At 57.7% G+C, this 14,742-nt stretch carries 10 protein-coding genes and 1 tRNA gene; 8 read left to right on the top strand and 3 right to left on the bottom strand.

Features of this window, described 5'->3' with window-relative positions; genetic code table 11:
- From ABIL25_08765 to ABIL25_08755, 3 genes are all read right to left on the bottom strand, one after another.
- The coding region (locus ABIL25_08765) for a hypothetical protein (protein ID MEO0082365.1) at positions 1–312 on the bottom strand (312 nt) is incomplete at its 3' end.
- Between the two features lies 1 nt (position 313).
- Complete coding sequence (locus ABIL25_08760; protein ID MEO0082364.1) at positions 314–1,357, bottom strand: rod shape-determining protein; 1,044 nt, start codon at positions 1,355–1,357, stop codon at positions 314–316.
- A gap of 136 nt (positions 1,358–1,493) precedes the next feature.
- Positions 1,494–3,257 carry a FlgD immunoglobulin-like domain containing protein gene (locus tag ABIL25_08755; GenBank protein MEO0082363.1) on the bottom strand — a complete coding sequence of 588 codons (1,764 nt, stop codon included), beginning with the start codon at positions 3,255–3,257 and terminating at the stop codon, positions 1,494–1,496.
- Positions 3,258–3,441: 184 nt separating this feature from the next.
- Here ABIL25_08755 and ABIL25_08750 point away from each other — a divergent pair.
- The 8 genes from ABIL25_08750 to ABIL25_08715 all read left to right on the top strand — a co-directional run.
- Positions 3,442–3,515: transfer RNA gene (locus ABIL25_08750), tRNA-Arg, on the top strand.
- A gap of 49 nt (positions 3,516–3,564) precedes the next feature.
- Positions 3,565–4,260: a tetratricopeptide repeat protein gene (locus tag ABIL25_08745; protein ID MEO0082362.1), complete on the top strand. Its 696-nt coding sequence runs from the start codon at positions 3,565–3,567 to the stop codon at positions 4,258–4,260.
- A gap of 78 nt (positions 4,261–4,338) precedes the next feature.
- Positions 4,339–4,761: a TlpA disulfide reductase family protein gene (locus tag ABIL25_08740; protein MEO0082361.1), complete on the top strand. Its 423-nt coding sequence runs from the start codon at positions 4,339–4,341 to the stop codon at positions 4,759–4,761.
- A gap of 243 nt (positions 4,762–5,004) precedes the next feature.
- Positions 5,005–6,468: an IMP dehydrogenase gene (gene guaB / locus ABIL25_08735; GenBank protein MEO0082360.1), complete on the top strand. Its 1,464-nt coding sequence runs from the start codon at positions 5,005–5,007 to the stop codon at positions 6,466–6,468.
- Between the two features lie 317 nt (positions 6,469–6,785).
- A complete protein-coding gene (locus tag ABIL25_08730; protein ID MEO0082359.1) occupies positions 6,786–7,664 on the top strand; it encodes a bifunctional 5,10-methylenetetrahydrofolate dehydrogenase/5,10-methenyltetrahydrofolate cyclohydrolase in 879 nt (292 codons plus the stop codon).
- On the top strand, positions 7,661–8,617 hold the full coding sequence (locus ABIL25_08725) for a polyprenyl synthetase family protein (protein ID MEO0082358.1): 957 nt from the start codon (positions 7,661–7,663) through the stop codon (positions 8,615–8,617). The genes ABIL25_08730 and ABIL25_08725 overlap by 4 nt, the downstream gene beginning before the upstream one ends.
- Entirely contained in the window at positions 8,617–10,593 is a 1,977-nt protein-coding gene (gene dxs / locus ABIL25_08720; protein MEO0082357.1) for a 1-deoxy-D-xylulose-5-phosphate synthase, read from the top strand. The genes ABIL25_08725 and dxs overlap by 1 nt, the downstream gene beginning before the upstream one ends.
- 23 nt (positions 10,594–10,616) lie before the next feature.
- Positions 10,617–14,742, top strand: a 4,126-nt coding sequence (locus tag ABIL25_08715) for a hypothetical protein (GenBank protein MEO0082356.1), incomplete at its 3' end; no start/stop codon positions are given.

Raw genomic sequence — 14,742 nt, 5'->3', positions numbered from 1 at the left:
GATAACAGGCGAGCGGACAAGCTTGTAGTGGTTTGCTGGCGGGTCAGCCAGCCGTCCCAACAAACTGCGCAGCCGCGCATTTTCGACCGCTAGGTCGGCCGCAACCACGGCCAGACGTCGGTTTTCCGTTTCAAGAAGGCGGGAGTGCTTGCAGGCCAGCGTCAAACCGCGGAGTGGGGCAAGCAGCACAGTCTGAATGGGAAGGGACAGCTTATACTTGGCGTGGGTCGGCAGAAGCATCAGAACAATTCCGGTCGCGACTAAGAGCCAAGCGGCCCGGTCCTGCCAGGTTCCGAATGTTCTGCGACGCAAACTACTTGGCCCGGGTGACCAGTTTCTCGTTCAGATGGATGTCCTCTAGTATTCTTCCGGCACCGCGAACGACACTCTCGACCGCATTCTCGGCCACAAAAACCGGCAGGCTGGTTTCTTCTTTGATGAGCAGGTCAAGCCCGCGTAGCAGTGATCCGCCACCGCACATGTGGATGCCGCGGTCAACGATATCTGCGGCAAGCTCGGGCGGGGTCTTTTCCAGTGCGAGCCGAACCGCATCAACAATTAAGGAAACTGGTTCTTCAAGCGACTCGCGCAACTTGGTCGAGGTTATCTTGATGGTCTTCGGGATACCAGAAACAAGGTCCCGACCCTTGACCTCCATTGTTTCCTCGGTACCGGTAGCATAGGCCGACCCGATGGCAATCTTGACGTTCTCCGCAGTCTGTTCGCCGATAATCAGGTTGTAGTTTTTCTTGACGTAGTTCACCACGGCCTCGTCCATTTCGTCACCCGCGGTGCGCGACGATGCGGCTGTCACTACGCCGGAGAGTGCCACGACCGCAATCTCGGTTGTGCCGCCGCCGATGTCAATAATCATATTGCCGGTCGGCGCGTCAACTGGTAGACCTACCCCGATAGCTGCGGCAATCGGTTCCGAGACAAGATAGACTTCACGTGCGCCGGTTGCCTCGACCGAGTCGCGCACCGCGCGTTTCTCAACCTCGGTGATGCCGGACGGCACGCAGACGATAATGCGCGGCCGGACAAACAGCTTGCGTCGTTGCACCATACCGATGAAAGTACGCAGCATCGTTTCGACCATACCGAAATCGGCAATCACGCCGTCCTTCATCGGCCGCACAGCGGTGATGCCAGTTGGTGTGCGACCAAGCATGCGTTTCGCCTCAGTGCCGACCGCGACAACTTCGTGGGTGTTTTCATCAACGGCGACGATCGACGGTTCGCGCAGTTCGATACCACGGCCCTTGACGTAAATCAGCGTGGAAGACGTACCAAGGTCAATGGCTACGTCGTTAGTGAAACGTTCGGCGATACTGCGTAGGAAACCGGGTAGAGGCACGGCCAAAGACTATTGCAAACCTCGCTTCTGTCAAGAACAGGATGGTCCAGTCCGGATCCGTCAGCCAGTGGACGGCCAGAGTGCAAGAGCACAGAAAAGCGCCCAAGAGGGCGCCTTTCTGTGCTGATGTGCGACCTCAGTTTGTCAAAGTCAGTTTGGTGGTCAAAGAATGCCGGTCAAGTACGTACCGACAAAGATATACACCGGCCGGTACTTTCTGCCCGGCATCGTCCGCGCCGTCCCAGACTGCGCTGTAGCGTCCCACAGCCCGGCGGCCAGAGACGAGGCTCCGGATCGGCTTTCCAGTGATGTCAAAAATGTCAATAGCCGCTTTGCCGGTACTCGGTACGAAGTACTGTATGGTTGTGCCGAGGCTGAACGGATTCGGTCTGGGACACGCAGTGAATCGGAAGGGTTCTGCCTTGGGTCCGGACTGGATGCCGCCTGCGTACGGATTCGGCCACTTGTGCACCACCGCCGGGTTGTTGGTAACCGGCCCCTCGGGATAGATGGAGAAACCAGCATGCTGGTCAATGATGTAGCATACCATCACTGTGTCCTCAATGTAGTCGAGGATGCAGGGGAAACGGTTAGTGGCAGTACTCGGCTGGGTGAGTTTTGTCGGTTCGGTCCAGGTTTGACCGTTGTCCGTCGAGCTAGACCAGAAGATATCGGCGCGCAGCCTCTCTGGCGGACCCGGTTCAACGTTCGCCGAATCGAATTGCTCCCACGCGACAAACAGGTTGCCATACTGGTCCTCGCCCAGAGAAGGCCGGCACGCGTAGATTGCATTGTAGCCGAGAGCAGCACCGAGATTGGCCGGATCACAGCCTGCGGTTGTGATGTGAGACCAGTTTGGGGTGTTGTCTGGGCACCAGTGCCACAGTTGGGCCGGGATAACGTAACCGGTACCACCGACAACCGGCATTACGTTCGCAACAACATGCATCCGGTCGTTTCGGTCAAACATCGGGAATATTGACGTGATGTGATACGAAGTAGTAGTGTCACCACCATAGGCCGGAGGCCACGGTATGTCAGTCGGTGGCTCCCACGTGGTACCACCGTCGTTCGACAGCCGGTAGAACCCGGGATAGGGGAGAGCTTCGGTATTAACCCACGTGATGACGACCTTCTGTGAGCCTGATACTTTGGAAGTTGCAATCTGATGGGTCGGGAAGTACGGGTGAGGCTGGGGTGGCGGTACTTCCAGTGGCGAGTCCCAATTGGTGTAGTCGGTCGAGCGGGTCCAGTAGAGCAGGTCTGATGTCGCATAGTCAATCATCGCTAACTGATAGTATTCCTGGTGACCAACCGATACCCAGGGCCACTCGTAGTTGTCAATTGCGGGTTCACCGGGAAGATACTCGAAGATGCCCGCGCCTGGCGCCATGTCGCGGGCCAGAACCGGAGCCAGTGTGCTCGTCGAGTGGTGTGCAGAAATCACCGCAACCCCATCGCTTGGTCTCGCGTCGAGCGAGCCGTACCCGGTGCGGTAGGTGAAAGTATTGACGCCGGATTGCATGAAATCCGGGTCAATCCAGTTCCAGCTGCGGTTGTTATAGTCGTAGAAGTTGTACCGCATGTTACGGTCAGGGAAGGTTGTGCCCGAGGTCGAAGCCGAATACATGAACAGAGCATGAATACCGTAGCCAGGGGAGTTAACCAGCATCCGGATAGCTGGGCCGTTCGCCCACCAGTCATAGGTCGAGCCGCCGATGGTATCAACTGTGCCCACGACCGGTCGGTGGTCACCGACAGGGCTTACCGTTTCGGCTGGGTTCATCAGGGCGGGGCCGGTTACGACCGGGGTTTCTTCTGGAAGAGCGGTGAGGGGCTGGTCCGGGGCGGCCAAGGCCAGCAGTGAGAGTGCAAGGACGAGGACGACTGCTTTGTACATGCGCTTCCTCCTTTGTTGTGTCTGTACTGCAGATAATTACATTCTATGTCGAGCCCGGTACAAGTCAATGTGGGGAAGAGTGTCGTGCCTGACCGGTCCTGGGGTTTGAGTTCGGACCCTGGTTGTTGTAGGCCCGGTGTAGTCTGCTTGACTTACAATTGAGCAGGTCTATAATCGACCGTGTGCCCCTGTAGCTCAGATGGATAGAGCGACGGTTTCCTAAACCGTAGGCCGAGCGTTCGAATCGCTCCAGGGGTAGAATCAGAGAATGGACGATCAGGACCTAACAACTGACATAAGGTAAGAGATGAGGTTCAAGGGAAAACACAGAGTTACCAAGCAGGACCTGAAGGAGGACAAGTTCCAGGTCTTTGTCGAAAAGGTGACAGCGGCGTACTATCGTGATCGCCAGCGGTTCTGGGTGGTTGCGGGTGTAGTGGTCGTGGTGATTGTTGGTGCGATCGTTATGCTCCAGAATCGTGGCAAGGGTGATAATTCTGAGGCGCAGCTGCGGTTCACGGAAGCGCTTGGTATCTACAGCCAGAATCAGCTTCAGGAAGCCGAGGAAGCTTTCAAGTCCGTGGCAAGTCGGTTCAGCCGAGACTACGTCGGCGTCAAAGCGCACTATTATCTCGGCCAGATCTACTTTGAGTCCCAACAGTATGAGGAAGCGAAGCGGGAGTTTGAACAGTTTCTTGCCAAGTCTAGGGACAATCCGGTACTGAGTCCGGCGGCACTTGCTGGCATCGCGGACTGCGAATCCGAACTCGGTAACCCCTTGAAGGCGGCCGAACGGTACGAATCAGTGTATCGCCGGTATCCGAAGTCGCCCTTGGCACTGGAGGCAGCTATGGCGGCAGGTCGATCATTCGTCAGTGGGGGTGCTTTGGACCGGGCCGAGAAGCTATATCAGGAACTCCTAAAGAAAGAGCCACCAGGTGAACAGTCCGAGAATCTCAAAGTCGAGCTGTCGTACCTAAAGACCCTCAGGGAGAAGTTCTAAACTACATTTGGTTCACACAACATGATGCTGGGTTCGGCGCTCAGACTTTGGTCGGCCAGTGCATGGTTCGCGGCTGTGGTGTTTTGCGGCTGCGGTTCCGGATCGAGTTCGGCATGGGACTGGAGTTCGGAGCTTAGGCGACCGGACGGGACGAATCTGGAGTTTCCATCCCGGCCTGACAAGCCAGTTCTACTACTATTCTTTGCCTCGTGGGCTTCGCCGTGTGTGCCGATGCTTGATGCGTTGTCATTGTTTGGTGGTCGAGCAAGAGTAGTGGCTGTCTCATGCGACACGGAACCCGCAAAGCTATTGAACCGGGACCGAGTTGAAGTTGCAGTTAGTCCAGGCATGAGTGTCGCTCGTCGGTTCGGCGTCACGGTGCTACCAACTGTGGTGCTTCTCGACCGGCTCGGTCAACAGGTCGGGCGGTTTGAGGGTTACAGTCCGTCGGTATGCAGTGTACTTGGCGTCAGACTCGATTCCCTAAATGCTTCTCCTTAGTTTCAGCGGTTCTTGACAGACCCGGTCTTGTATCTACAATCCGTCATGGAAGCGATTCCAACCACCGGCGCACAGCGCTGCCAGCAGATCGACGCAAGCCAGGAAGTTCCGAGTGACCTGAGAGCAGAGTTTGAAACGGGGCTAGCGGACAGGGTGTCTGGTATCAAACATCCAAGACACCGTTCCACCTGAGGTTCAGTCAGTCATGGTCGGAGGTTGTGCTGATTCTGGATGGAGGCAAGCATGAGCATCAAGGAGGCGCTGACATTCGATGATGTGCTGCTTGTGCCGCAGAAGTCCCGCGTTCTGCCGGCCGAGATTGACATCAGTACACGTTTTACGCAGGGCATTGTTCTGCGGCTTCCGTTTGTAAGTGCGGCGATGGATACTGTGACCGAGACCGAGATGGCGATTGCCATGGCTCGTCAGGGAGGGATAGGAGTAATTCACAAGAATATGCCGGTTGAACGTCAGGCTGAGATGGTTGCCAGGGTCAAGCGGGTAGAGTCAAGCATGGTTGCGGACCCTATCGCCATCGAGCCGGACCGGACGATTGCCGAGGCGAAGGACCTGATGCAGCAGCATGGTATCTCCGGACTGCCGGTTGTGGCTCCGGGTGGTCGCCTGGTCGGCATCCTGACACGGCGCGACCTGTTGTTTGAGGATGACCCCAGACGCAGAGTGGGGCAGGTGATGACCAAGGAGGGACTTGTCACCGCACCCGTTGGTACCAGTCTGGAAGAGGCGCGCAGAATCCTGCGCCGACACCGGATTGAGAAACTGCCGATTGTTGACCGTCGAGGCAGGCTACGCGGGCTGATTACAACCAAGGACATAATCAAACGCGTCGAGTATCCCAATGCAACCGTGGACGACCGACGTCGGCTCAGGGTTGCCGCGGCGGTCGGCGCAGGACAGGATGCGCTTGCACGGGCCGATGCCCTCGTACGGGCCGAGGTTGACGCAGTCGTGATAGACACCGCACACGGCCATTCGACGCGCGTACTAGCAACCGCACGCCGGCTTAGGCGCAAGTACCCAGGTCTTGAACTGGTAGTCGGTAACGTCGCAACGGCTGATGGTGCGCTTGCATGTGTTCGGGCCGGCGCAACTGGGGTCAAGGTTGGCATCGGGCCAGGTTCGACCTGCACCACCCGCGTCATTGCCGGTGCGGGCGTGCCGCAGTTCACGGCGATTCTTGACTGCTGCCGGGTGCTCAGTCGGCGCGGGGTACCGGTAATTGCCGATGGCGGGATTCGCTTCTCGGGCGATGTGGCGAAGGCACTGGCCGGTGGCGCAAGCACGGTCATGATGGGCAATCTGCTTGCTGGTACGGACGAAAGCCCAGGAGAGCAGGTTCTGCTCGAAGGCCGGCGCTATAAGGTATACCGGGGCATGGGTTCGCTAGATGCGATGAAGGAGGGCTCGGCCGACCGCTACTTTCAGGAAGGGGCGAAGAAGCTTGTCCCTGAAGGCATCGTTGGCCGGGTACCTTACCGCGGCAGTGTGCGGGAAGTTCTGTTTCAGCTTGAAGGCGGACTCCGGGCGAGCATGGGACTGTGCGGCTGTCGGACCCTAGGTGAGTTCCGACGTGAGGCGAGGTTCATCCGGGTGACTGGCGCCGGTCTGAGAGAGAGCCATCCCCACAGCTTGGTCATTACCAAGGAGGCTCCGAACTATGAAGCTCCGGACCAGTTGGAGCGATAGGGCTGACAAAGTAGACAAAGTAGGTATAGGGTCAAACAAACCGCTTGACGTCAAACAGTTCTTGTGCAAAAATCTAATAAAACAAAAGGAGGACGCAGCAGCACATACTGTTCTGTGACTCAGTCTGCTCCAACTAGGCCGCTGGCGCCCGCGATTCTGGGTACGGCTAACTCTTTTGCGCTGTGCGCCACGTCATCGAAGGTAATCTGGGCGCAGGGTAGCGCCCTTCATTGCGGAGTTGAAGTATCGGGCGAACGCGGTTGCCACCAGAGCCGAGTGAGGCTTGATACGGTGTCAAGACCGTAACAGGAACCCTGATGGCAAGAATTATTGACGGCAAGGCAATAGCAGTCCAAGTGAGTGCCGAACTTGCAGTGCGAATCAGGCGGCTGCGCGACCAGGGGATCGTACCGAAATTGGGCATTATCTTAACTGGTGGGTTCGTGCCATCTCAGACTTATGTCAGGAACAAGGAGAGAGCATGCGCCAAGGTTGGTATCGAAGTCGAGACCAGCCGGTTCGGAGAGGACGTTTCCTTCGATGTGTTGCGCAGGCAGGTAGAGAAGTGGAATCAGGACCCGGTGCTGGACGGCATGATTGTTCAGTTGCCGTTGCCCCGTGGTCTCGACGATGCGGCCTTGCTCGAATACGTTGACCCGACAAAGGACGCTGATGGTCTGACGTCGACGAGTCTTGGCCGACTGGTGTCCGGCAAGCCACTGTTCACGCCGGCTACGCCCTCCGGAATCGTCGAGCTACTTGTCCGAAGTGGCATAAGCATACCTGGCAAACGGGTCGTGATTGTCGGCCGAGGCAAGCTTGTTGGTAAGCCGCTGGCCAATATGCTCCTTCTGCGTGGTGCGCAGGCGGATGCGACTGTGACGGTCTGTCACACCAAGACGCACGACCTGGCTGCTTTGTGTCGGAGCGCCGAGATTCTTGTTGTTGCGGCCGGCGTGCCGCAGCTTGTGACTGGCGACATGGTGAGCGAAGGAGTAGTGGTTATTGACGCGGGTACGAATAGTATTGAGGGGAAGCTGGTCGGCGACGTGGACTTTGCAAGTGTCGAACCGAAGGCGTCAGCGATTACTCCGGTGCCGGGCGGAGTCGGGCCGATGACGGTTGCAATGCTGCTTGCTAACGTAGTGCGCGCTGCGGAGGCGCGGAGCAGGACAGATACCAAGGACCGTACTTGAACCTAGGGATTAGTCCGGGCATAGCTCAAGTCGAAACCTTGGGTGCAGTTACTCGTACCCTGGAGCAGGACCGGGTACTGGTCAACCGCTGGCTGGCAAAGTCGTTGTCGTTCGAGCCGAGAGTCCCGCGGCGTCTGGCTGAAGCAATGCGATATGCGGTGCTCGGCCCGGGTAAGCGCATCAGGCCGATTCTCGCGCTGGAGGCTTTCCGGGCAGTACTTGAAAACGGGGTTGAACTGGGCCCCGGACGAATGGTTCAGAAAGCCCGAAGTCGTAAGGAACATTGGGTCGCGCCGTTCTGCTGTGGTATCGAGATGATCCATGCGTTCTCTCTTGTGCATGATGACCTGCCGAGTATGGACAACGACGATTTTCGGCGAGGCCGACCGAGTCTACACCGCCGATTTGACGAAGCGACCGCGATATTGGCCGCGGACGCACTGCTGGCGCGGGCATTCGAGTTGTTCGTCACCGGAACAGCGCCAGCCGACCGTCGGCTGGCGGCTGCCGCCGAACTTGCCCGTGCTATCGGACCTGCAGGGATGGCGGGAGGGCAGATGATGGACGTGGTTTCGTTGCGAGTTCCTGGTATCGGTCCCAGTACTCAAGAGTCACGAAAGATGAGAAGGTCTAGAGCGTACGATCTGATCCACATTGCGTCACTCAAGACGGCGGAGTTCATGGCCGCGTCGCTTGTTGCTGGTGCGATTGTAGCGGGTGCATCTGGTCTTCTTGTGTCTAGGCTCAGACAAGCAGGCCGGGTACTGGGACGGTTGTTTCAGGTGACTGATGACCTCTTGGACGACATAAGGGAATCGGAAAGGGAGCGCCGTAGTGCGCGAATGCTTGCTCTTGCCCTTGCTCGGGAAGCGGAAAGGCGGTTTGACTCGCTGGGCCCGCGTTTTTCGTGGCTTCGGGCGATTACGTGGTTGGTTCTGCACCGAAAGAGATAATGGCCAAGCTGCTGGATAGTGTGAACTCGCCCGAAGACCTTAGGCGGATGTCGGTCGGCGAACTCAAGACTCTGGCCGAGGAAATCCGTGAGTTAATCATCGAAACGACCGCAGAGAACGGTGGCCATGTCGCTCCTAACCTGGGAACAGTCGAACTCACTCTGGCACTACACTACGTATTTGACACGCCCAGGGACAGGATTTTTTGGGACGTCGGGCATCAGTGCTATACGCATAAGATTGTGACTGGTCGCAGGGACCGGTTTGCGACACTCCGACAGTACCGTGGTATCGCTGGATTCCCAAAGCGCGTCGAGAGCGACTATGACGTGCTGGACAGCGGTCACTCCGGCGATTCCATTGGTGCGGCGCTGGGTGCAGCAATCGGCGATCGACTGCGCGGAAGGGCAGGACGCTCGATTGCTGTGGTGGGCGACGGTTCGGTCGTAGCCGGGATGGCGTTCGAGGCACTGAATCAGGCAGGTGAGTTGAAGCAGGACCTTATTGTCGTCCTGAATGATAATGAGATGTCAATTGCCCGAAGCTCTGGTGCGATGGCAGGATACCTGAACAGGATAATTACGGGTCGGATGTACAACCGGATACGTGCTGACGTATGGAATCTCCTTGGTCTCATGCCCGAGAACCTCAGTGGCCGGGCGAGGCTGGCCGCCAGAAAGATCGAAGAAGGTCTCAAGAATCTGGTCGTGCCGAGCCTCCTGTTCGAGGAACTTGGTTTTCGTTACATCGGGCCGGTTGACGGTCATGACCTGAGTGAACTGATGCGTACGTTCCGGCGGGTGCGAGAGCTGCACGGGCCGGTTCTGGTTCATGTAGTGACGAGGAAGGGCCTTGGGTACGGACCGGCGATGAAAGACCCGGAGACGTTCCATGGCATTGGGCCCTTTGACCGGCTGAGTGGGAAACCCAAGGGGGCTTCTGGACCGAGTTTCACGAAAACATTCGGGAAAAAGATAGTGGAGTTGGCGGCGCAGGACGAACAGATTGTTGTTATAACCGCGGGCATGTGCCTGGGCACTGGTCTGACGGAATTCCGGGACAAGTTTCCGAACCGTTTTTTCGACGTTGGAATCTGCGAGCAACACGCGGTGACATTCGCTGCCGGACTAGCCATCGGTGGACTCCGGCCGGTAGTGGCAGTCTATTCGACGTTTCTGGCCCGGGCGCTGGACCAGATAATTCAGGACGTGTGCCTTCAGCACCTGCCCGTGGTTTTTGCGGTTGACCGGGCAGGTCTTGTAGGTGAGGACGGGCCAACTCATCACGGAATGTTTGACCTGTGCTATCTTGGCATGCTTCCTGATACCGTTGTTATGGCTCCGAGCGACGAATCAGAGCTCGAGGCAATGCTCGATTTTGCGGTGAGCTACCGTAGTGGACCGGTCGCGGTGCGCTACCCAAGAGGCGGATCAGGACTGCCTGAACCGGTGTCTATGGTTCACAGTCCCGTCGAACTGGGCAGGAGTCAGCTTGTGAGACAGGGGTTGGATGGATGCGTGCTGGCGCTGGGGACGATGCTTGGTCCGGTGTTGGCCGCAGCCGAGGTTCTGAGTCGGACAGCCGGGTTGAACCTTGAGGTAGTCAATGCTCGATTCGTCAAACCATTGGACCGGACCCTGATTCTTGATATGGGCCGGAAGCATGACAGGATCGCGACGGTTGAAGAGGGCGTGCTGGCTGGAGGATTTGGTAGCGCGGTTGTAGGGTTACTTGAGGCAGCAGACATGGACACGCGCGTGCGGCGATTCGGACTGCCTGACAGATTCGTGGAACATGGCCCACGGGGCAAGCTGCTGGAACTCGAGGGGTTATCGTCCTCCGGTTTGGCAAGCGCTTTTCGGGAGTTCTTTGCGCCAGAAGTGACGCGGCAACCTGGAGAGAGCGCGCATCTAGGTAACCAATCGGAGATCACCGCTGCCGTGAGAACATCTCTGCGCACTGAAAGCCATTCATGAGCAACCGGGCCGCAAAGCATGAGATGAGAAGTACAGGAGATGCCGATCATTGCTGGCGAGGTGGCTACAGCCAGTTACGGAGAATCAGTCGGCTTGTTATTAGCATATTCTTCGCTGCTCTTGTTACGTTTGCTTCGGCATTCTCGCTGACCGAGAAGGTCGAGACCCGGCCCAGGGTTGACTACACGCTTGGCCTTGTGTTCCTTGAGCAGTGGCGCGGGAACCGTTTCATTGCCATTGAGAAGGTGCTACCGCTTGAAGAGTATCTCGGATATCAGCTCAAGAGGTCAGTACGCGAAGGCTGGAGACGGCGGGCCGGTCAGACCCGCAAGCAGAAGGAGCTTGCGTTCGATGCATCGGGTCTGATTCCTGACATTGAGTTGCCTAAACTGCCGGTATTCGGTGAAGGCTCACGGATTGACATCTCCGGTCAGGACCGGATTACTCTGGGCGGCCGACAGACAGTAGTCGAGGGGGTCATCAAGACTCCGGGCTCGCAGCGGCTGCTACCCGAGCTCAAGATGGAACAGCAACTCGCGGTACGGCTCAACGGCACGGTCGGAGACCGGACCAAGGTCAGCATTGACCACGACTCTGAGCGTCAGGAGGCAAAGAACAAGATCAAGCTCGAGTACAAGGGGACTGAGGACGACGTAGTCCAGTCGGTCGAGCTGGGTGATACGAGACTGGCGATTCCGGGCACGGCTTACACTGGCGATTTGCCAGCACACAAGGGGCTGTTCGGGGTTTCAGCCCAAGGCAAGCTTGGTGGGGTTGACCTGTATGCAATTGCTTCGCGCGAGGAGTCCCAAGCCCAGTCACAGAGTTTTACCGGTAAGCGTCAGGTCTCGCTCGATACCATCTTCGGCCGGGAATACGTTCCGCAGCGGTTCTACCATGTTGATGTACCAGGTCGGCTCCTAAACCTGCGTGTGTACGTGGACGACAACAATCCGTCAAATAATCAGTCCGCGCTCCGGGCCATCGCTACAGTGTTCCCGGATCATCCCGAGTCAATGCCGGCCAACTGGAGCTGGGACCGGGATGGAGGCGACTTTGACCTGAAATCCATCGGCACAGACTACGTGATTCATCCGGGAAATCTGCTTGAGTTTTCGCAGCCCTTGGGGCCGCAGGACGTTGTCGGCCTGGTCATCTTTAGCGATGAGGATACCATCGGCGGTTCGTTCTACCGCGACTCGTTGGTGCTTTCGCTCCTTAAGCCGGAGCGACCCGATTCGCTCTCTATGACCTGGGACTACGAGATGAGAAATGTGTATGCCCTTCCCCGGACCGAGGTGCAATTGGCGAGCGTGCGGCTATACCGGGATAACCCGGAGGGAGAGGACACCGAGTATGAGACTGCGGGACCAAACAACGGTCGACGGTTCTTGGAGTTTCTTGGTCTTGATCCGAACGGTGACGGCCGTCTAGAGTACCCGGAGTTTGATTCTAAGACCGGGTTGATACGCTTCCCTTTGGTCAGACCATTTGCCTCAGACGGACTCTCAGTTCGAGACTCGGTTCTTTACCGCAAGAGCATCCTCGGCCCGGAAGAAGGCAGGAAATACTACCTTGTGGTGCAGTATTCGAGTGCGACCGAGTCCTATTATTTGGGCCAGCCGGACATCGAGGAGAACTCGGAGCGGGTCAGGGTGAACGGTGAACTCTGGACCAGGGGGACGGACTATGACATAAACTATTCGACCGGTACGTTGACCTTCCGGCGGCCGCTGCCGCCGGAAGCGGACATCAACGTCACATTTGAGTACCGGCCGTGGTTCTCTCTGTCGCAGAAGTCGCTTGTGGGCACGCGTGCGGAGTGGACTTTTGCACAGAACGGTAAGGTCGGAACGAGCGTATTCTACCGCAGTGAGGGCGTGCCGGAAGATAAGCCGGTTCTTGGCTCGGAATCATTTCGCCGCATGATTGCCGAGACCGATGCGAGCTACAGCGCGAGCTCGGACGAAGTGAGCGCAGTTGTTGACCGGTTGCCTCTTATCCGGGCACAGGCGCCCTCAACCCTCTCGGCGGCGGTCGAGGGTGCAGTATCTCTTCCTGACCCTAACACCAGGGGGGTCGCATATCTCGACGATTTCGAAGGTACGACCATTATCCGAGACGTCGGGAACAATGCAATTCTGTGGTATCACTCCTCGGTGCCAGTGGGCCGCGATTCGTCTGAGTTCTGCCGCGACCCGCTCTACTGGTCCACACCAGCCGAGCGCATCCGTAAGGATAGTGTGTTCGGGCCCAACCTGGGTGACGAAGGAAGCGAGACTCAGGACTTCTTACGCGTTGTGTTCAGACCAGATACCGGGGTCACGACGTCTTGGGCCGGGTTAATGACATGCCCGTCACAGCTTGGGATGAACCTCAAAGATATCGAAAACCTGGAGATGGTGCTAAAGTCCCGCCGCGGCAAAGGCAACATTCACGTCACCGTGGGAATGAGCATTGATGAGGATGCGGCCCGGCGTAACCGGGCTGGCGAGATTGTGGGGCTGAATGGCCTACTGGACACCGAAGATAGGAACGGCAATGGCGTACTGGACGAGGGTATTGAGGACCTGGGGCTGGACACCGTGTTCGGCACGGACAGGGATTGGCATCCAGGCGCAGCGGACGATGGCAATGATGACTATGAACCGACCGAGAATCCGGCTGGCACCGAGGGTAACCACCGACTGGACAGTGAAGATCTGGACCGCAGCGGTTTCTCACGCTACAACCACTACTTTGAGTGTACGATACCCCTGGGTGATGAGCGATATTCAAGCCCTCTGTACCGAGGTTGGCAGCTCTACCGCGTGTCGCTTCGGGACACGGCCGCGTTCAAGGTGGTGGGGGCACCGAAATGGGAGGATATCAGGCTGGTTCGACTCTGGTTTGACGGCTTCGACAGTCCGGATACGATTGACTTCTACTCGGTCCAGTTTGTGGGCAGCCGATGGCGCAATCCGCGTATCGCCAGCCTAGGCGAAGTCCCGGAGCCACCGAGTGGCGACACCAGCACCGCCCGCGTGCCCCAGCGCCAACGACCGGTGCCGGACACGAGCGAGCGGGTCTGGGTGGCGCAGATTTCTCGGAAAACCGATACCAGTTATGTGCCGCCGTACGAACCAAAGAAGGACGCGTTTGGCCGGGTAGAACAGGAGGCGGCGCTGCTGTTCGGATACCGCAACCTTGCGGGCAACCGGGAGGCTATTGTCGAGAAAGCATCGGCTGTGAGGGATGACTACCGTGACTACCGGGAAATGCGACTGTACGTCCACGACGACGGGAACGGGCTTTCCTTTCTTGTACGTCTTGGTGCTGACTCGGTGAACTACTATGAGTACCGTGCGCCAGTCACGGAGGGAGAGTTAGTGCCGGGTCGGGACGGCAAGTGGTACGAGTTCGTCATGCAGCTTGACTCGTTTCCGATATTGAAGCTGATGCGGGACTCCTTGGGACAGCCGGGTGATACTTGGGTACAGGGCCGATACCGGCTTGTTGGTATGCCATCGTTGGCTGACGTCCGCTACGCTGCACTGGGCATTGAGAAGCGGGGAAGAGGTACTGTCAGCGGCGGTATCTGGTTTGACGATATGAGGCTGACCGGGCCGCGCAAGGACCCGGGATACGGATTCCAAGCCCGGGCCAATGCAAGTCTGTCTGACCTTGCAAGTGTCGGTGTGTCGTTCTCTTATTCTGACCCGAATTTCAGACGGTTCAGCGAGGGGGCCGGAGTGAAGACCGGTGGGTTCGGGACAACCCTGAACGCGAACCTGCGCACCAACCTTGACCGATTCCTGCCCTACAATTGGGGCCTCTCAATTCCTCTGAGTTATGCCATTTCGCGGCAGCAGGACATCCCGAAGTTTTCCGCTATCTTTCCGGACATGCGTCTCGACCGCGAACAAGGGGAAGCCAGTTCAGCTAGCGGCCGGAGCGAGGACATCGGGCTGGACAACGTACGCAAGCAGGCGTCACGCAACAAGATTCTGAATTATACGCTGGAGGCGATGGCTTTCTCTTGGCGTCAACGCCGGGCATCGAGCAGTGCGGTCCTTGCTCGCGACTCAAGTTGGAGTCAGTCAATGGCGTGGTCGTACGGTATCAGCCCAAACTGGTCGATCGAGCTCGGCGAGGATTTTGAGCTCTCAC

Source organism: candidate division WOR-3 bacterium, from assembly GCA_039801365.1.
In the GTDB taxonomy this organism is placed as follows: domain Bacteria; phylum Hydrothermota; class Tepidihabitantia; order Tepidihabitantales; family Tepidihabitantaceae; genus JBDRUN01.
The sequence above is the reverse complement of the archived record's forward strand: the minus strand, read 5'-3'. Positions and strand labels throughout refer to the sequence as shown.